This is a genomic window from Bacillus sp. FSL R12-0074, assembly GCF_038005725.1.
Lineage (GTDB): Bacteria > Bacillota > Bacilli > Bacillales > Bacillaceae_G > Bacillus_A > Bacillus_A mycoides.
This window is the reverse complement of record NZ_JBBOTR010000001.1, coordinates 3,150,404-3,169,842: the sequence shown is the minus strand read 5'-3', so window position 1 is coordinate 3,169,842 and position 19,439 is coordinate 3,150,404. Positions and strand designations below refer to the sequence as shown.

The 19,439-nt window shown below is 34.6% G+C and carries 16 protein-coding genes and 3 pseudogenes; 12 read left to right on the top strand and 7 right to left on the bottom strand.

All coding sequences use genetic code 11. The features are described from left to right. The first annotated feature begins 519 nt into the window (after window positions 1–519). From NSS97_RS16460 to NSS97_RS16420, 9 genes and pseudogenes are all read left to right on the top strand, one after another. Window positions 520–993, top strand: a complete 474-nt coding sequence (locus NSS97_RS16460) for a DUF4188 domain-containing protein (RefSeq protein WP_341113427.1) — start codon at window positions 520–522, stop codon at window positions 991–993. A 188-nt stretch (window positions 994–1,181) separates the two neighbouring features. Further along, complete coding sequence (locus NSS97_RS16455) at window positions 1,182–2,102, top strand: class I SAM-dependent methyltransferase (RefSeq protein ID WP_341114650.1); 921 nt, start codon at window positions 1,182–1,184, stop codon at window positions 2,100–2,102. Window positions 2,103–2,453: 351 nt separating this feature from the next. Next, on the top strand, window positions 2,454–3,212 hold the full coding sequence (locus NSS97_RS16450) for a DUF975 family protein (protein ID WP_044443480.1): 759 nt from the start codon (window positions 2,454–2,456) through the stop codon (window positions 3,210–3,212). 171 nt (window positions 3,213–3,383) lie between these two features. Continuing rightward, window positions 3,384–3,797, top strand: coding sequence for a DUF6892 domain-containing protein (locus NSS97_RS16445; RefSeq protein ID WP_107886608.1), 414 nt, complete (start codon window positions 3,384–3,386; stop codon window positions 3,795–3,797). Between the two features lie 420 nt (window positions 3,798–4,217). Beyond that, complete coding sequence (locus NSS97_RS16440) at window positions 4,218–4,676, top strand: VOC family protein (RefSeq protein WP_341113423.1); 459 nt, start codon at window positions 4,218–4,220, stop codon at window positions 4,674–4,676. 403 nt (window positions 4,677–5,079) lie between these two features. After that, window positions 5,080–6,318 (top strand): DUF4073 domain-containing protein, encoded by a 1,239-nt coding sequence (locus NSS97_RS16435; protein WP_044443486.1) that lies wholly within the window; start codon window positions 5,080–5,082, stop codon window positions 6,316–6,318. A gap of 21 nt (window positions 6,319–6,339) precedes the next feature. Then, complete coding sequence (locus NSS97_RS16430) at window positions 6,340–6,603, top strand: hypothetical protein (RefSeq protein WP_341113419.1); 264 nt, start codon at window positions 6,340–6,342, stop codon at window positions 6,601–6,603. After that, complete coding sequence (locus NSS97_RS16425; RefSeq protein ID WP_044443488.1) at window positions 6,590–7,585, top strand: D-cysteine desulfhydrase; 996 nt, start codon at window positions 6,590–6,592, stop codon at window positions 7,583–7,585. Before NSS97_RS16430 ends, NSS97_RS16425 begins: the two co-directional genes overlap by 14 nt. A gap of 129 nt (window positions 7,586–7,714) precedes the next feature. After that, window positions 7,715–8,342: pseudogene (locus NSS97_RS16420) on the top strand (class I SAM-dependent methyltransferase). Window positions 8,343–8,441: 99 nt separating this feature from the next. On the opposite strand, the pseudogene NSS97_RS16415 reads toward NSS97_RS16420, so the two are convergent. Beyond that, window positions 8,442–8,666, bottom strand: a pseudogene (locus NSS97_RS16415) (hypothetical protein); the annotation flags it as partial. A gap of 346 nt (window positions 8,667–9,012) precedes the next feature. Then, a complete protein-coding gene (locus NSS97_RS16410) occupies window positions 9,013–9,615 on the bottom strand; it encodes a hypothetical protein (RefSeq protein WP_341113417.1) in 603 nt (200 codons plus the stop codon). Between the two features lie 525 nt (window positions 9,616–10,140). On the opposite strand from NSS97_RS16410, the gene NSS97_RS16405 reads away from it, so the two are divergent. Together NSS97_RS16405 and NSS97_RS16400 are read left to right on the top strand one after the other, a co-directional pair. Beyond that, window positions 10,141–11,619: a DHA2 family efflux MFS transporter permease subunit gene (locus NSS97_RS16405; protein WP_107886611.1), complete on the top strand. Its 1,479-nt coding sequence runs from the start codon at window positions 10,141–10,143 to the stop codon at window positions 11,617–11,619. Between the two features lie 527 nt (window positions 11,620–12,146). Further along, window positions 12,147–12,440: pseudogene (locus tag NSS97_RS16400) on the top strand (tyrosine-type recombinase/integrase); the annotation flags it as partial. Between the two features lie 522 nt (window positions 12,441–12,962). Here the strand turns inward: NSS97_RS16400 and NSS97_RS16395 are convergent. The 3 genes from NSS97_RS16395 to NSS97_RS16385 all read right to left on the bottom strand — a co-directional run bounded on the left by NSS97_RS16395 (window position 12,963) and on the right by NSS97_RS16385 (window position 16,984). Further along, window positions 12,963–14,750 (bottom strand): helix-turn-helix transcriptional regulator, encoded by a 1,788-nt coding sequence (locus NSS97_RS16395; RefSeq protein WP_002128076.1) that lies wholly within the window; start codon window positions 14,748–14,750, stop codon window positions 12,963–12,965. A 114-nt stretch (window positions 14,751–14,864) separates the two neighbouring features. Then, window positions 14,865–15,443 carry a sensor domain-containing protein gene (locus tag NSS97_RS16390; protein WP_002168043.1) on the bottom strand — a complete coding sequence of 193 codons (579 nt, stop codon included), beginning with the start codon at window positions 15,441–15,443 and terminating at the stop codon, window positions 14,865–14,867. 203 nt (window positions 15,444–15,646) lie between these two features. After that, window positions 15,647–16,984 carry an erythromycin esterase family protein gene (locus NSS97_RS16385; protein ID WP_044443494.1) on the bottom strand — a complete coding sequence of 446 codons (1,338 nt, stop codon included), beginning with the start codon at window positions 16,982–16,984 and terminating at the stop codon, window positions 15,647–15,649. Between the two features lie 359 nt (window positions 16,985–17,343). Between NSS97_RS16385 and NSS97_RS16380 the strand changes: the two genes are divergently transcribed. Beyond that, window positions 17,344–18,225 carry a CPBP family intramembrane glutamic endopeptidase gene (locus NSS97_RS16380; protein ID WP_002128073.1) on the top strand — a complete coding sequence of 294 codons (882 nt, stop codon included), beginning with the start codon at window positions 17,344–17,346 and terminating at the stop codon, window positions 18,223–18,225. A 706-nt stretch (window positions 18,226–18,931) separates the two neighbouring features. Here the strand turns inward: NSS97_RS16380 and NSS97_RS30525 are convergent. Together NSS97_RS30525 and NSS97_RS16375 are read right to left on the bottom strand one after the other, a co-directional pair. Then, a complete protein-coding gene (locus NSS97_RS30525) occupies window positions 18,932–19,108 on the bottom strand; it encodes a SpaA isopeptide-forming pilin-related protein (protein WP_157835323.1) in 177 nt (58 codons plus the stop codon). Window positions 19,109–19,235: 127 nt separating this feature from the next. Then, window positions 19,236–19,379 (bottom strand): hypothetical protein, encoded by a 144-nt coding sequence (locus tag NSS97_RS16375; protein ID WP_000132592.1) that lies wholly within the window; start codon window positions 19,377–19,379, stop codon window positions 19,236–19,238. Window positions 19,380–19,439: the final 60 nt, after the last annotated feature.

Genomic DNA, 19,439 nt, shown 5'->3' with positions numbered 1-19,439 from the left:
GTACCTCTTTTCTTTCATATGCATGAGCTGTTTTGTGTAAAATTGAGCATATAGAAGTAGATTATTTTATTATTATATACCATGTTCGGCGCCTAGAGGAAGTATTTGCATAAGAATCTATGATTATGTAATTTTTAAATTCGCTTATTTATTTCATAGAGTAGGGGAGTTGATTAGCTTTTGGGTGTTCCCTCAAGGTTGAAAGCTAGTCTTGCAAAAAATACGAAGGAGTGTGATGTTGTCCTAACTCAAATGAACTAAAAAATATTCTGTTTAGAAAGGGAGCGGCAATGCTATCGTTATTGAAATATATTATGAAAATGTTCCTGGTGAAAAGGAGGTTTAGAACAAATATTAAAAATAGCTGTTAATAATAAAAAGGTAGGAAACATATACCCTTTATTGTTAAGTACAGCCTTTCATAATCTATGTTGAATCAATTGGGAAATTCATGGAAAAGTGTTATGGTTTATTTGGGAGCTGCACATTATTTATGTTCAGTAAAAAAGGGGGATTAAAGTGGGGGCTAAAATTTTTAACGGCAGGCATATAGCCAATAGCAAGGATCAAGAATTTGTTGTTTTTATTATTGGTATGCGTATTAATAACCTATTAAAATTTTGGAAGTGGATACCAGTTTTTAATGCTATGGGACCTATGATTAAAGAATTGTATCAAAATCCACAATGGGGTTTCTTACATACAGAATTCTTATTTAGTTGGAGAAAAGTAATCCTAATTCAATACTGGAAGGGATTCGACGAATTAGTAAACTATGCTCACGGAAAAAATCATTCATATGCTTGGAAATCATACAATAATAAGATTAAAGATAATGGGAGTGTCGGTGTTTTTCACGAAACCTATCAAATAGAAAAAGGTGCTTCTGAAGCAATCTATGTTAATATGCCAAAAACAGGTTTATCTAGAGCTACCGAACACATACCGGTAGCTCAAGATACTAATACTGCTCAAAAAAGAATGAATAAATAATTCAGAAAATTATGTATATAATTCCGATGTTCCTGCCGGAGAATATACAAAGTGTCGGAGTGTTAGCAGGCTGAAAACTTGACAAAAAAACTTATTTATGCTATAATTTACCAATATAAAAATAAAGTGTATAATAGGGTTCTCCTGGCCAGGGGGACCCTATTTTTGTTGTGAAAATGAAGGAGTGTATGTGCGTGAAACAAGGTGAATCAAGTGTAACATCGTTAGTATCAGCTTTCGGAAGGGCGTATCATAGTGAATTTGATAGTCCTAAAATCTTTGATGATTATGTAGCTAAAGATCTTATTTCACAAAAAGAACGTAATGATATTGAAACGAACATGGTTCAAGGAATACATTTTTTCAATAAAGACATTGCACAGCAGTTTCAAGACAATCCACAAGAAATATTAAAGTGGATTACACAAGTTCAATTATCACCAACACCTTTGGCACGCGCGGCATATTGTGAAAGAGTATTGCTACATGAAATTGCATTAGGTGCAAAACAATACGTCATACTCGGTGCAGGCTTAGACACGTTCAGTTTTAGACACCGAGAATTAGAGAATAAAATAGAAATATTTGAAGTTGATTATCCTTCTACGCAAGCGTTTAAAATACAAAGAGTGAAAGAAGCAGAGCTTGAAATTCCAAGCAATCTTCATTTTGTTTCGATGGATTTTACTAAGGGTTTCTCTACGCAAAAATTAGTAAATGAAGGATTTGAAAATACAAAGACTTTCTTTAGCCTATTAGGTGTTACGTACTATTTAACGAAAGAGGAGCTTTCTAGTTTAATAATACGTTTATTTGCGATGGTTCCAGAGGGAAGTTCTATCGTTTTCGATAATCCGGATGAAAATTTATTTACGGAAAAAGGATTGTCCAATCGAGTTGAAAATATGGTAAAAATGGCTGCAGTAGGCGGAGAACCGATGAAATCGTGTTTTTCTTATACCGAAATGGAAGCACTGTTAGAGAAGGCGGGCTTACTCATTTATGAGCACTTATCACCAGAGGATATTCATACATTATATTTTGAAGGACGAAACGATTATTTAGAAGCTTTTGAGACGGTGCATTATGTACATGCGGTGAAGAAGTAGAGGATTAGTAGGCATGGGGAGGGATCTCTGTGTCTTTTTTTGTGGAAAACAAGAGGATGGGATTTATTGAGAAAGATAATGATAGATATATTGTTACATGAGTTACTACATCTAGATGAACATAAGGAAGAATGTGGGGTGTATTTGTCAAAAAAACAGAATGTTCAACGAAAATTCGCGATTATGTTATATAATGATTTTAATAAACCATATTTTAGAAATTACCCCCGATTATGTAGAAAGTATATTTTGTTTTGATAAGCTAAAAGAACTTGTAGTGGGACTTGTTACAAGTTCTTTTATTTGTAAAATTTTTATTTACTAAAATATAGAAAAAAGGAGGGTGCAAGTTTGATAAGAAATTTAAAGAAAGCAGCACTTAATTCGTTAGATGGGAAATGGGGAGTAAGTATAGGGGTATCGGCGTTATACTATTTTGTACCAACTTTAAGTGCATCAGCGATTGCTAGTTTTATATATTTAATACTTGGCCTGTTTATTGGGGTAATTGGTTTGGATGTTTTCTTTATTTATTCAATTGGTGGGCAACCACAAGTAGATCCAACAGCACTAGTTTTACTTATTCTAACTTATTTTTTTATAGGACTGATTTGTTTCTTAATTTACAGTGTCATACAAGGTATCTTTAATTATGGGTATTCTGTTTTCACCTTACGCTTAGGTAAAAATGAAGATGCTAAGGTGGACGATGTATTTGTGGGGTTTAGGAAGAACAATTTGTTTAAATCAATGAAATTAGGAGTGTTGCAGGCTATTTTTCTATTTTTATGGAGCCTGTTATTAATTGTTCCAGGTATTATTAAATATTTTTCTTATTCAATGGCATATTATATTTTAATAGAGAATCAGGATTATACAGCAAGTGAAGCACTAAGGGAGAGTAAAAGAATAATGAAAGGGCATAAGTTCAAGTTATTTGTTCTTTGGTTATCTTTTATTGGTTGGTTTTTATTAACAGCATTTATAGGTATGTTTACATTTAATCTGTCATTCATATTCATTTCCCCTTATTACAACACAACTGTCTCGCATTTTTACTTAGACTTAATTAAGAAACAGGATGCTAGAGAAGCGAAGGTAAGTATATAAAGAATATAATTAGTAAGAAAATATTTTTAATGTATATTTTCTCGATTGTGGTCATGCAATTAAGCATATCCCTTTTTAATATGATATTGAAAGAAATAAAGTAGCTGCAATTGGATATGTTTTACTTATAATAATTTGGGTAAGGATATTATAACATTGGAGGAATTTAAAATGGGGAAGAGTGAGATATTTCAGGATTTTAATTTTAAATTAGTAGTAATTGATGCTTTATTAGATAAAGAGCCATTATTTTTAAAAGAATTAAAAGACTTAATAGAAAAGTATACGAATAAATTTGAATGGTATTCAGGAGCTGGACCAATTGTTGAAATCAGAGGTTTTTTAGAAGAGTTAACTTTGGAAATAAGTGATTTGGAAAAGATTGATTCCCTTTGCTTTGATGGGGGGAATGAAATTTATCATATCTTAAAGCCAGATTGGGATGGCGAAGATAGTTTATTTGATGTAATATCTGTTGAAGGATTTCAGAATCTAAAAAATTTAAAAACAGTGGAATATATTTCGCTGTGTTATCCAAAAGTATTAGTACCATTTAAGGAAGCTGGAATTGAAATTGAGGATTAATGAGGAGAAAGTTATGTACTAATCTAATGGAAGCGATTTGTATTAATGAAGAATTGCTTTTTCTTATACAACTAACGGAGCAGAAGTTACGCATAACTACTAATACAAAGATTATTAATAACTATACCGCCACACATCCATATTAACTCCTCCCAAAGAGTCAAAAGCGCTATTCTTACTAAAAGAATAGCATTTTTTTATTATTTAAATATGATTTCATATGAATGTACTGGAGATCTTTCCTGCAAAAGCAGTAGAAATTTTATTTGAATTTACTACTTCAGTTGGATATACCATATTTTAATTTCGATAGAATAGTAAATAGGTATAACAGATATGGAGATACATACTTTAGATTTAAAATTACAGTAACTACTTAACCCGTTGTTACCAATACAAATACAGAAAGGAGCAAGTAGAATGATACAGAACATATATGAAACTCATTTACATGTAAGAGATTTAGAAAAGGCGATAGATTTCTATCACAATAAGTTAGGGTTAGCATTAGCAAGAAAACTATCGAAAAGAAAAGTGGCTTTCTTTTGGGTAGGAGAAAGTAAAAAGCAAATGCTTGGGCTATGGGAAGTACATAATATTGAGGATTTTGAGATGAAACACTTTGCTTTTGGTGTAGATTTAGAATTTCTAAAGACTTCTAAATTATGGTTAGAGAATCGTGGAATAGAAGTGGTAGGCAGCCAAGGAAAAGGAAATCAAGAGCCAATTGTCCAAAGATGGATGCCAGCTGCAAGTATATACTTTTTGGATTGTGATGGGAATAAATTAGAGTTTATTTCTATGTTACATGATAATCCGGATGAATTAGAATATGCATCTTATTTAAGTGAATGGGATGCGGAGCGCCAAGAAAAATAAATGAGATTGTATCTATAAAGGGGGGGGAACGTTATTTTTTTGTGAAAAATATACAGAAAAGATGGACGTTTTACTTTACCAGAGTTATTCAGATTAAATGAAGAGAACTTAAAAAGGTAGAGTATTTTGTTGTAGTAATGTAACTGAGATTAAAAGACAACGTATTAAACTAAAAGATGTATTAAATAAATTTACATTTATTTAATGTTAAAAGCTATAAAGTTAGATTGGCGCGAATCGGTAATTGTGGAATGCGAAAAAAACGACAAAATCTCTTAAAAAACACTTAACTTTTAACTCCATCTATCTTTACAATCCCTCCCTATAATGTGAATTGGACAAGCACCTAAGAGAAAGCAGAACATGTCAGTTTATACATTCTATTATTAGGGGGAGAATTTGTATGAAAAAGGTAGTTGCTTCGTTAGCCGTTATGGCAGTGTTATTACCAACGTTTTCGATGAATGCTGAGGGGAAAGAACAAGCACAAGCACGAAAAACAGCGACGCTGTTTAATGTAATTAGTGACATTCAAGGGGATTTATCGGATTTTGATCACGTATTAAAAGATATGAACAAAGTGACACCACTTTCTAGAGCGCTTATTATGAATGGGGATATAACACCAACTGGACAGCAGTCACAATATGATGATGTAAAGCGCGTGCTAAACAAAAATAAGCATCCGGAAAATGTATGGTCAACTGTTGGGAATCATGAATTTTACGCTGGTAAATGGACAGCTGATGGGAAACTCTCTCAAAATACATGGCCAAATGGTGTAACGGAAGAGACATTGTTTAATCGATATTTAAAATTTAGCGGACAAGATAAGGTATATCATAAAAAAGAATTAGATGGTTATCCGCTTTTATTTTTAGGAACTGAAAAATATATGAAATACCACGATTCAAAAATGTGGGATGAAGTATATATGAGTGATGAGCAATTAGGATGGTTAAAACAAAATTTAGAAGAGTATAGTCAAAAAGATAAAAATAAGCCGATTTTCATTTTCTCTCATCACGTTTTACCTGATACAGTATCTGGATCAAGACAAAATCCGTATTTACAAGATTATTTAAACGTTGATAAATTGTACGATATATTAAAAGACTATCCGCAAGTTGTTTTCTTTACGAGTCATACGCATTGGGATTTAAATTTACCAGACTGGGCTGGTAAAAAGAAAATTGCAGGCGGAGATGAAAAAGGATTTACAGTTGTAAATACGGGCGGCATTGAAACAGGATGGAGGTCAGCTGGTCCAAATGGCGGCGAGATCCATGCTCCGGATGGATCTTCTTTTAAACAAGGGTTGCAAGTGAAAGCATATGGTAACGATGTTGTCGTAACGGCTTACGATTATAAACGTGATAAAGGTATAAAGAACTTATTAATTAGTGATGCAAAAATTGCACAAATGGCACCAGATGTAACGGCTGATGATAGTAAAAACGTAATCGTTGGTGCAACAGAGTATATGGAGTACAATGTAGAAGGAACGAATGAGTGGTACACGTACAATAAAGCGAATCCTCCAAAATTTGATGGGAACAAAATTGTATACGTACGCCATAAAGGCGAAATGAATTTAGAGCCAGGATTAACACAGCTTCTTCGTTTTTCGGTAAATAAGTGATTGGTAAGGGCCTACTTCTTAATGAGTGGGCTCTTTTTATTTTGTCGTTTTTTATCGGCAAGTCGATATATTTTAAGTATCGGTCGATATAATTTGAAAATCGCTGATATAAATTTCATGTACCGTATTGAGGTTAAAATCGTTAATGCAATTTCATGCACTGAAACGAAATTCCCTACATTTTTAATCCAGAAAGGTGACTTCATCATTTTTCCATGTAATAATAGTATGGTTACATTTACTGTGAAAGAGTATAAAAGGAGCGTTATTGATGAATTTAGCTAAATTTCCGAGAAAAAAATATACAGAATCATATACACCAATTGAAAAATTAAACAATTTTTCTGAAGTACTTGGTGGGCCGACTATTTATTTTAAACGAGATGATTTACTTGGTTTAACAGCTGGCGGTAATAAGACGAGAAAGTTAGAGTTTCTAGTTGCGGATGCACAGGCAAAGGGTGCAGATACGTTAATTACAGCTGGTGGTATTCAGTCAAACCATTGCCGTCTAACACTTGCAGCTGCGGTAAAAGAAAAAATGAAATGTATTCTTGTGCTAGAAGAAGGGCTTGAGCCAGAAGAAAAGCCAGACTTTAACGGAAACTATTTCTTATATCATTTATTAGGTGCTGAAAACGTAATTGTTGTGCCAAACGGAGCAGATCTTATGGAAGAGATGCATAAAGTAGCGAAAGAAGTTAGTGAAAAAGGTAATACACCATATGTAATACCAGTTGGTGGATCAAATCCTACTGGTGCAATGGGATACATTGCTTGTGCGCAAGAAATTATGGCGCAATCATTCGAGCAAGGAATTGATTTCAGTTCAGTTGTTTGTGTAAGTGGTAGCGCTGGTATGCATGCTGGTTTAATTACTGGTTTTTCCGGAACACAAAGTAAAATTCCTGTAATCGGAATTAACGTAAGTAGAGGAAAAGCGGAGCAAGAAGAGAAAGTAGCAAAACTTGTAGATGAAACTTCAGCTCACGTAGGCATTCCAAACTCTATTTCACGCGAAGCAGTTACATGCTTTGATGAATATGTAGGACCAGGATACGCTTTACCAACACCAGAAATGGTTGAAGCAGTACAGTTACTTGCGAAAACAGAAGGTATTTTACTTGACCCAGTTTATACAGGTAAAGCAGTAGCAGGATTAATTGATTTAATTAGAAAAGGCAAATTTAATAAAGAAGACAACATTTTATTCGTACATTCAGGTGGTTCACCAGCTTTATATGCGAATACGTCTCTATTTGCGTAAGTGTAAAAAGCATTGGGTATCCAATGCTTTTTGTTTTGAATTAATGTTGAAATTTGATACAATTTCGTGAATATGCGATGATTTTTCAACATTCAACGGTAAACAACGATATATAAAGGAGATTGATGTATGACAGAATTTTGGGAAGCAAGTTTTATAGAAAATCAAATGATGTGGGGATTTGAAGCTGCAGATTCCGCAATTTTGACGAAGGATTTTTTCCTTGAAAAGAAAGTGAAGGATATATTGATTCCTGGTATTGGATATGGAAGAAATGCAAAGGTTTTTATTGATAACGGAATACATGTAACAGGTATTGAAATTTCAAAAACGGCGATTGAATTGGCGAGGGAAAATGAACTCAATGCTAATTTCTTCCACGGTTCAGTTACGGATATGCCTTTTGATAACAAACTGTATGATGGCATATTTTCTTATGCACTTATTCATTTGTTGAATAAGGATGAGAGAGAAGTTTATTAAAGATTGCTATAGTCAGTTAAAACCAAACGGATATATGATTTTTACTACTATTTCAAAAGATGCCCCAATGTTTGGGAAGGGGAAACAACTGGGTAAAGACTACTTCGAGATAATGGAAGGGGTAAAAATGTATTTTTATGATGTTGACTCGGTAAAACAAGACTTTGGAAAATATGGACTGATGGAAACTACGGAAATTGTGGAGCCGCATAAAAATATGGCAAGTAAACCTCCATTTAAATTTATAATGATCAAATGTCAAAAAACACTATAATTACAATTGTGTAAAAAATAGTGAGACATTCACTAATTATTTTTTAAAGGCGAAGTAAGGGAAGTCAAAGGACTTCCCTTACTTCGCCTAATTTTTATTTTATGTGAAATGGTAACCGAACCAAAGGAAAAATAAAATAATTGCTGCATTAAATAACGTAAAGGTTAAACCGATGATAGATAAAATTTTCTTTTCGGTACGACTACAAAATGAGATAACCGCTAATATAATTGCTATAACAGCAAAAGTTACTATGAAATATACGAAAGGAACTACGTAATCTACTCCAACTCTTTCTAAAATAGGGAGAAAGAGATTAATATTTTGTTTGCTTCACTTTTTTCGGCACTCTATAGCTAGATGGTATTACTGACACGTACAAGTTATCAGCAATCTTTATGTTGAAAGAATCTTAACGTACGAAATTCGCGTTTTGTTGGTGCTACCACATCTCTATTAAGCTAACAGATGCAATCACCTTCAACTATCCCTTATCAGATACAAGGTAACAGATGTTTTTATAATTTGAAAGACGAGGAAAAAACTTAGATGGAGTATTGGAAGCATGCAATAAATACATTGAGGGGGCATGTTTAAGAAGACTAAATCAATGGAAAAGGAAATGTTTTTTTAAGTCTGGGCTACGGACCTATCCTCCCGTTCTAATTAACTAAAAGAAGAACTTCCCCATACCGATTAGACTACTAATCATTCCTATTCCATTCATGGTGCCTTTTCCTACTGTAAGTAAGTTTCCAAGCATTCCTGGCTGACCGTTACCTCCGTTATTCCCCCATCCCATTGGGGCCCATGAACCACCCCATCCTGGAGGGTTTCCAAAAACACCCGAGTTATTGGTACTAAAGTTAAAAGCCTTGGCTGGCGGCGATAGTAAAGCGGCAAGATGCCCTTGTGCGAACATCCCTGTATGATTGAATGGTTGAGCCCAAGGGAAGGGGGGTTTTTGAAAATTGAAACCTGCATGGCCTGATAATGGAGCCCAATTAGCAGGATGTCCTTGGGGCATCATCCCCGCATAATTATTTGGCTGGCCCCAAGAGAAGGGGGAGGGCTGGGGATTGAAACCCGTATAATCGGCTGATGAATCCCAACCAACTGGATAGACTCGATAACTCCAATTCCCAGGAATCTTCAAACCATTTATTCCCTCAGCTTTAGTTATTTGGAGCTGTGAATATAATGATGCCATTGAAATTTGGTTATTATATTGTTCCCTGTTTCCCTTTGAATTCAAATACCAATATTGGTGCATACGCTTATTCCCCTCACTTTAAAAATGTAATGTTAGATTTAGCCTATGTAATATTCCTTTTTATGGATAGTTACATAACTAGATCTACAAGCCCGTATTTAAAGGAATGGGTGCGTGGTCTTGTTGATTTATCCCGCTATTTGTCGGCAGTAAGACCCCCGCCTCAAAATTCAGCGAAAGCAAAGAAGTTAGATGGGGGGGCTGCCTGTAAGAGCCCCACTGATTAAAGTTTCACTTTATTTTAGAAGAGGATTTTCAGTTACTCCTTTTGTTTATTTCAGGCCTAATTTAATTTCCGTTAACAAACGTGTTTATATATTCATTCAAAATCTTATTTAAATGTTTATAAAGGTTTAATCAATAAAAAAGATTTTAAAATGTTATGTTGAGCAAGTAGAATTGCTAAAAAGAGAATATCCATTCGAAGAGTTTGGCAAAATACTGCAAGGATAATGTATTCTTGTGCAGATATGCAAACGATTTAAACTAATCAATGAAATTTATAATGAAGGGGCAAATAAATATATGAGTGAAACATTACATAAAAGAAAACCACCATATTTAATGCTTGTAATCCTTTTTATTGGGGCATTTGTTTCATTTCTAAACAACTCGCTTTTAAATGTAGCCTTGCCATCAATAATGAAGGATTTAGACATTAAAGATTATTCAACGATCCAGTGGCTTTCTACAGGGTATATGCTTGTAAGTGGTATATTAATTCCGGCATCAGCATTTTTAATAACCCGCTTCTCCAATAGGAGCTTATTTATTACATCTATGGTGATTTTTATTCTTGGTACGGCCTTAGCGGCTTTAGCACCGAACTTTGATTTATTACTTACTGGCCGGATGGTTCAAGCAGCAGGTTCTTCAGTCATGGGGCCTTTGTTAATGAATATTATGCTAGTAAGCTTTCCAAGAGAAAAAAGGGGAACAGCAATGGGGATTTTTGGATTGGTTATGATTACAGCTCCAGCAATTGGACCGACACTATCAGGTTATATTGTAGAGTATTATGACTGGCGTTTGCTTTTTGAAATGATTTTACCGTTAGCAATCATTAGTTTACTGTTAGGGATTTGGAAATCTGAGAATGTCATGAAACAAAACAAAAATGCAAAACTTGATTATCTCTCATTACTATTATCTTCTGTCGGTTTTGGCGGTTTGTTATATGGATTCAGTTCTGCAAGCTCCGATGGTTGGACGAATAAAGTTGTCTTAACAACCTTAATCATAGGCGCTATTGCCCTAATTACTTTCATTATCCGTCAATTAAAAATGAATGAGCCGTTATTGGATTTACGTGTTTACAAGTACCCAATGTTTGCACTTGCGTCTGTAATTGCAATTGTCAACGCGGTGGCCATGTTTTCGGGTATGATTTTAACACCAGCTTATGTACAAAACGTCCGTGGTATTTCGCCGCTGAACTCTGGGCTGATGATGCTTCCAGGTGCGGTAATAATGGGGGTTATGTCACCAATTACAGGTAAACTATTTGATAAATATGGCCCTCGGATTCTTGGCATAGTAGGACTTTCCATTACAGCTGTTTCAACTTATATGTTGGCAAACCTGCAAATTGACTCTAGTCACACACATATTATTCTTATTTACACACTGCGGATGTTTGGGATGGCAATGGTGATGATGCCACTTATGACAAATGGCCTTAATCAATTGCCAACTCGTTTAAATCCGCACGGTACGGCTGTTAATAATACAGCTCAACAAGTGTCCGGTTCGATTGGTACTGCTATTCTTGTTACGATTATGAATTCTGTAACAAAAACAAAAGCTGAAAGTCTAATGTCTGATGTAGATCCAACAACCTTCACAGAAGCTACGAAGGCAGTATTAACTCAGAAGGCTTTATTATCGGGAATTCAATATTCATTCTATGTAGCGCTTGGCATGAATATTGTTGCACTGCTATTAGTTTTTTTCGTTAAACGTGTAGATACAAGTGCGGAAGCTGTCGAGAGGTTAAATCGGTAGAGAAAAATAAAACTCTAGATAATGATTCCTACAAGTTTTTTTGCTGATTAGTTAGACAAGGAAACTTTTATCTGGTAGTTATCAAATCAAAGAAACTTCCAGTGAAATTTGTATTGAAAAATATTGAAAATAGGAGTGAATGAAAAACGTAGGGGATTTCTCTACGTTTTTTTATGTGAACATTAATAAGGTGTTCAACACTAGCCATGATAATAATCTTTTCACCTTATTACGGGTAGTGGCAGCTTCGCTGGTACTACCCGTAATATTGAATTTGAAAATAAAAAGTGAAACAAACTATCTCATAACTTGAATCGGAGCAAACACTCTAACTACGGGTTGCTTTTATTATATACCAAACCTTAACATTTGCCCTTTAGATATTCGGGAATTATGTGAATTTTAAAAAGAGAACAAACAACTGTTTTAATTCCCTGAAAATCCCAATTTAATATTTTGAACAAAATATTTTAAATCAATATACATTTCATAATAAATTATAAAAAATGTAGATATAGGTAAATAGAGAAGAATGTCCTTTATTTGTAAATCAAAGAGGGAATTTTTATAATCCAAAAACGTTATCAAATCAAGTAACAGACATGATAAAAAAGACAAATCTAGATTTTCTACAGTATCGTGAAAATCCTGTAACAGCACATACATTCCGTCATGCATTTGCAATCGTGGCAGTTGAACAAGGAAATTCGGATCTATATCATTTAATGCAAACGCTGGGCCACGAAAATATCCAAACAACAAAAATCTATTTAGAGAAGCATATGAAACGGGAGAATAATGTGGGTACTTCATGCGGATAGCGGATATGCGGATATGTTGATGTGAATTTGAAACACTCCAAACCTTATTTAATTATGTATTTTTTATATAATTAAGTAAGGTTTTATTCATGCGGAAATATAAATGGATAATTATTGGTAAAGAAATAAAATTATAATTTCACCTGTTATTGGGTAGATAAGTATAGAGACAGCTAGTGAATTAGGAGACATTTGGGTTAGAGGGATTCTCACATATAAATAGTTCTGTAGGTGGAGAAATTACGAGATATTTATTTTGAATTAGAAAGGAATAATTATCAGATGAAAAGACTTGAAACTGTCTTCTGTATAGTTCTAATAAAGACGTGTAATTCCAATATAGACAACAATAGCGTTATTACATATTGAATGTAGTAACGCTATTTAAAGTTTATTAAAACAGGATTTATCTTTCTAAAATTATCTATCAAAAATGATATTCAATAAAATCCGTAGTTTTATCCTTTACGGCATCTTGTAACTACAGCTTACTTAGCTCTAAAGAAACAACAAACATTTTTCTTATTCAATAACTCCAATTTCTAGAGCCTTCTGGACAGCTTCTTCCTTGTTACGCACCCCTAACTTTGTGTAAGCCGAGGAAGCGTAGTTCCTGACTGTACCACTCGACAAATATAACCTTGAAGCTATTGTAGTGTATCGGAGTCCTTTTGCTACTAGCTGCAATATTTCTATCTCTCTGGTTGTTAGCTCATAAGCAGTAGCTTTTGATTGTGGTGTCTCGATTTGCTCATCAAACTTCTCAAATATTTTGTGAGACATTCCCTGATCAATTAGTGTCCCACCTCTGTGAATAAGTCGGATCGTATTAGCTAGCTCCAATGTTTCAATAGATTTAAGTAAAAAACCATCCGCACCGTTACGAAGCGAGTCCAGCGCCTGTTCCGTATCCTGAAACGTTGTAAAAATCAATACGCGGATATGTGGCCATTGTTGCTTTATCTTTTTGGTTGCTTCGACTCCATCCATGTGCTGCATATCTAAATCCATAAGTACAACGTGGGGTTGAAGGCGCCCACACAAATCGATGGCTTGATTGCCATCCTCAGCCAAACCGACTACATTTAAATCTTCATATCTATCGAGTAGTGTCCTCAAACTTTCCCGAACAAATGGCTGGTCGTCTACAATTAACAAACGAATAAGTCCATCTCTTATTTCAGTTTGTCGCGGTATGGTACATGTAACAAGCATTCCTTCCTCTGGCTTTGTATATACAGACAATTGACCTTGTAAATTCATTGCCCGCTCTTTCATAGCATTCATACCGAAGCCTTCCTGCCATTCTACATTTCCCTTTCCATTATCTTGCACTTCCAGCCTCGTATATTGTTGTTCAAACTGCAATGAAACTATAATTTCAGTCCCCTGACCATGACGTACTGCATTCGTAAGGGACTCTTGTAAGCAACGAATAAACGCTATCTTCGCTTGCCGAGACAGTTGGTATTCTTCTCCGAATGCTCGAAAGCTTACATTCACCCGAGCGTGCTCCTGAAATTCGGCTCCAAGATTTTGTAGAGATTGAATCAAGGAAGGCGATTGACACGGAGACTCCATTTGATGTAGGTAACCTCTCACGTCCTCGATGCTTTTACGTCCCATTTCAAGCAGAGAATCTAGCCTCTGAATACCCATTTCGGTAGCAAGCTCGGTGCGCAACGTTTCCATCCCCATAATAATAGAAGTATAAGCGTGACCAACTGTATCATGAAGCTCGCTCGACAGCCTGTTTCGTTCCTCTGCCAGTGTAATGCGTTCGATTTGAGACATATATTGCTCAAGTACCGCGTTTTGTTTACGAATCGCTTCATTTTGTTTATGATTGACGATTAATAAATGAAAAGCAAACCCCATTACATAAGAGAGTCCGTAGTAGGTGACCATAATCCAATAGTTATTACTTGGCGCAACTGCATAAAAAATTCCAGTTGTTATAAAAACTGTTGTTGGAGCTGTCCAATAATAGGACGAATGCTTACTATTCGCAGCGATAAGAAATACCGATATAAGAAATGTGTTGTAAGCTTCCGGAAATAAAGAGGTTAAATATATAGACAGTCCACCATATAGCAGTATTTCTGTGAACAAGTAATATTTATAATTGAACAGTAAGGCTACCCATGGAATAGAGAAGGCAACAACCTCCCAAAGAATAATAATCCAAAGTGGCAATGTTAAACCATCCTGAAAATTTAATGTAGCTAGGATGATAGACACACTAGCAATTAGACGGACCCCTAACATAATCCAATCATACCAAAACCAATACTTAACCATATCTAACAAGTTATTTACCCCCTAAGTAGCCTACCTTTTTACTTCTTATATTATAAATTAATCCTTTATGCATTGTTATACTTTTTAATTTTACACTGCGATCCTCTCACAGACTGCAAACTTCTATCGATTTAGTTGCCGAATCATACTACGTGTATAACCACCAAATTTCTTTGTCAAACCATCTACTATTCTAATACTTATGGCGATAGACACTATACCCATAGACATGACAAAGAGTGACTTGGAAAAAGTATCTATCTGTATGAAAATAATATTCATATCGATGTATCGATACAGTAGTGGTGCCAACAGGAACATAAGTGGCATTATATAAAAAATGATTACACTAATGAGACTGAAAATGCCAATCACAAATTTCTGCATTAACCAAAAGACAGCAGACCAGGTGCGACGATCCGTAAGTCCTAATTTCACCTGAGCCCAGTTTGATGTATCCGTTGTTATACTTCTATCGTAAGAGTCAGTCGAAATATCGGTATAAATTTTCGTCTGTATACGCTCGAATTGGATAAAAGGTGTGGTAGTCTGTAGTACTCGTATAACTAATGGAATCCCAACTACCGTAAATGAAAGGGTGAAACTGAATAGCAAAGCTATTAGGTAAAAACAAAAATAAAACAATCCTGTAACGAAAGTTAGCAATAAAAAATAACCATTCTGGATGAATCTTGATTTCATAAAGTTCATCGCTCCTCTCTGTGTAATAACCGCATCATACTGCTTTTTTTGTCAAATTCACCAGTGTAAAAATGTCATATGACATTTTTAAATGATGCTAAAAAGGGGAGAGTAACCTACTTCTGGTTAAAAAAGATGCTTATATTAATCTCCATAAAACAATCCCGTTCTTGCAGATGCAAGAACGGGATTGTTTTGTACTTTTATTTAATATGAGATGGACTTGTTTTTCGAATGTGAAAAATAATATCAAATTGCTCACGCAATGAAGTATCAAAGTATAACGAACCGTTCGGCAGGAGTTGTCCCCCAATACTCAGTAATGGCCTTTTTTCTCTAACCCATTTATCTGCTTGCCCTTTAAGGTGACGGTTATCTAACAAAAACATTTTATACGGGACTTTTCCAAGGGTATAATTGAAACTATTTACATCTTGTGGAATAGTATCCGTTGCAATCTTACCTCCGGTGGAAGGATTATATTCGCTGTATAATGTGAATTTCCCCTCCGTAGTTGTACTACCAATTGTGACATAATTATTCTCTAAACGTTCCTTCAAAAACTGCCCCGCAGCATAAGGATATAATTTCTCATCGATAATTCCTTTAGCTATATGAATATTGTGTCCCCATACCATAGTTTTACCACCCAATGTCTCTTGTGCCCACATTGCTTGATCGGCCATGTATTGCTCATGTAGCTTTATCATACTTGGATAGTCATTAGGAAGCAGCATTGTGGTGAATTTCTCTATTGCATTCGCTGTTGCTTTTACCCAGATGTACTCGGATGAAACTATTTCTGTGTTTGCCTGCCCATTCTCATCTTTAAGTAATTGGGCTACTTTCTCAGCGTTTGCCTTGAACTTTTTTTTCATTTCAGGAGCAAGCGTCATGTATTCCTGTACACTTCCAGTGAAAGATGACAGTTCTTTATAATTTTCTTCTACTTCTGCCAGCAAATCTGGTCGATGCAGCTTTACATAATCAATTACTTTATTAAAGACACTTTGGTCCAGCGTCTTTAAGTCTAGTCCAATAAATTGGATCTTTTTTTTATTGGAAGGATTAGCATTATAATCCTTCATCCATTCAATCATGGCAATAATTTCATCAGTAGGATATAACAATTTTAAAAATTCCCTAGGGTTTCCTTTTCCTGTTTGGATATATTCATTTAGTTTTAAGCCGTTTCCCCAATCTTCTTCCATTCCAAAATTCGTAAAACCCATCTCAGTAACCAAATATTTCACAAGGCGAAATTTCATGGTGAAAATTTCAGAGCTTCCATGAGTATTCTCTCCTAATCCTACATATTGTGCGCTCCCAATCATGTTCTTAAGTGGTTTTAAATCCTCAAATGGTTTTGACGGTTCTATCGTTCTTAATGGGTTAGCCTGTGATTGTATTGATTTAACTATATTTTTTTGGATTGATTGGCCTGAATTTTCGACTGCTACTGTTTGAGCCTTTCCTACTTCTCCACATCCTGTGACTAATAAAGCTGTACTAACCATTGCAACCATTCTTTTCTTATTCATTTTTTCCACCTCAATTGAATTATTTTCAAAAGCAAGATTGATCCATGTACTTGCACGAATCAATCGCCTTAATTCAATTTTCATCTATTCCATATCATATTTTCTAGTTACATATTGTCATAAGATTTTTTGACACAGGTCATTGGCTAATCATTACACTTTCGTACTATCGGTTATGACAACTTATGAATAATAATTACATTATTGAATCGCAAGTAAGACGAGATTATGAATTTGAGAGGGGTTTTAAAGATGGATTAATCTATATGCCAAAATATTTTCATTCTAAGTTGAATTTGTTGAAATGACAGGAAGTCGGTTCGATAAACAAATTAATAAAAGGGGAAGGGCGGATTACAATGATATTACATGCAGAATCATGCCGCAATAAAGATAAAGTCCAACGTGCAAAAAGAGGACTTCGACTCTTTTTAACTATCTTGTTCATTACTTCTATTATTCTAAATTTAGTAGTAATGATTACTAAAAGTATGCCGCTTATTGTGGTATATATGTTTACCCCAGCATTTTCTTCTATTTTGACTCGCATAATACTGAAAGAAGGGTTTAAAGATGTATCTTTTAGTCTCGGTAACTTAAAGATATGGAAGGGAATTGGTCTTGCTCTGCTAATACCTATGATTATTTGTGGAATTACTTATTCTATCGCCTGGTTGAGCGGAATTGCGAAGTTTCAGCATCCCGAAGGTGGTATGTTAGAACCAATCTACAATATACTTGGACTTCAGTATCTATCGGCACCATTCAGTTTCATTTATCTAGTAATATTGAGCGGCATTTTAGGAAGTTTGCTTAACTTAATCCCAGTTTTGGGAGAAGAAATGGGCTGGCGAGGTTATATGCTCACAAGGCTAGTCGATGCAGAGTTTTCACGGCCCATCCTTATTAGTGGATTGATTTGGGCAACGTGGCATGTTCCAATTGTTATTGCTGGTCTATATGTAGAGGGACCATCTGTCTTTCTTTCAGTACTTGGCATCTATTTTTGTATTGTGCCATTCAGTTATATTACAGCTTATTTACGACTTATCACAGGTAGCATTTGGCCTTCGGTTATCATCCATACTACTTGGAATGCCATTATTCAAGGACCTTTCGCACGTGCAAGTACAGGATATCAAACTGAGATTTGGATTGGAGAATCTGGCTTGATAACCGCCCTTATTATCTTGATTACGGCAATAATTGTGTCTCGGATAATAAGATTTACTAAATATTGATTTTTCACATAAATTTTAAAAAAATGATTGTGAATCAGAAAAACGGACTCTCAGATTGATTTTTAAGGGTTTTTAGTGGTCATGTGAATGTCATACGTATCGATAAGGATTAAATTTCACACGATTAAAAACAGGGTGTTTAAACGATATTTTGTTTTTATTCGTAATTTTAAATCTGAAATACTGAAGCCAATGTAATACAATTTCATTGGCTTCAGTATTTTGATTCTTAACTAAAAATAGAGTGGGAAATTAAGGGTGTCATATATATTAATTAAAAGTAGCATACAAAGAATGCTTAAGTGACATTTCTTTTGTTATAGAATAAACAAATCCTGATATTGCAGTAACTATTATTTTGAGGTCAATTTACAGTGAAATAAGTGTCTAATGTCTACTATTACTTTGGATTTATGTTACTGCACCTCTTAATTAGAGGTGTTGTTTTTGTTAATTAATAGCCATTGTACTTAGAAAATAAATAATATGTTTATGTGATGGAGTAATAAAGCTAGGTAGCATAAAGACTGATACTACAAAGATTAACAACATATAAAAAAATTATTTATATGTTGTGTCACCGCTGCTATTCCTAATAATTTTGGAATCTATTTATTTCTTCCGCTTTTGCGGAAACTAAAACTAATGTTGCGACCTATATCGTCAGTATTTTTAATATTCCATTCGCTTTTTGTGTTTTCTATTTTTATTTTTGTACTGATGATAAGACCTTTCCCTCAATTAGATCTTTAAATAACGTAGACCTATTTGGTGCTTGAATTTCTTCCAACGTGAATTTTCCGAAGCATAGTGGTTCAGAAATAGCTTTATCATTTTCATCTGCTGTTAAATTTTCGACTTCTTTATTATCTTTGTCAAAAATTTGGAATACAGCAGTTTATCAGTTTTATATTCGAATTTGCAGCATCCACTTTTTTAATCTCAGTTTGTCCAAGTGCTTGAATTTTTGGCTGTTAGTTCTTACGGTGATACAGTATCTCCTTGGACTTTCACTGTATTTTTAATCTTTTTTCCAGCTTGTCCCTCGCATGGAGTACCATTGTATGCCACTCTGTATGTGTCACATCCCAAAATTCTTCGTTTTCTTTTCCTACATTAAATTTACTTTTGTCTGTATCGAATGTATCTGTCACTGTTTAGCCTACTATTTGTAATGTACCTGGGGCATATTCTAGTTCGTCTGGCAATGTATC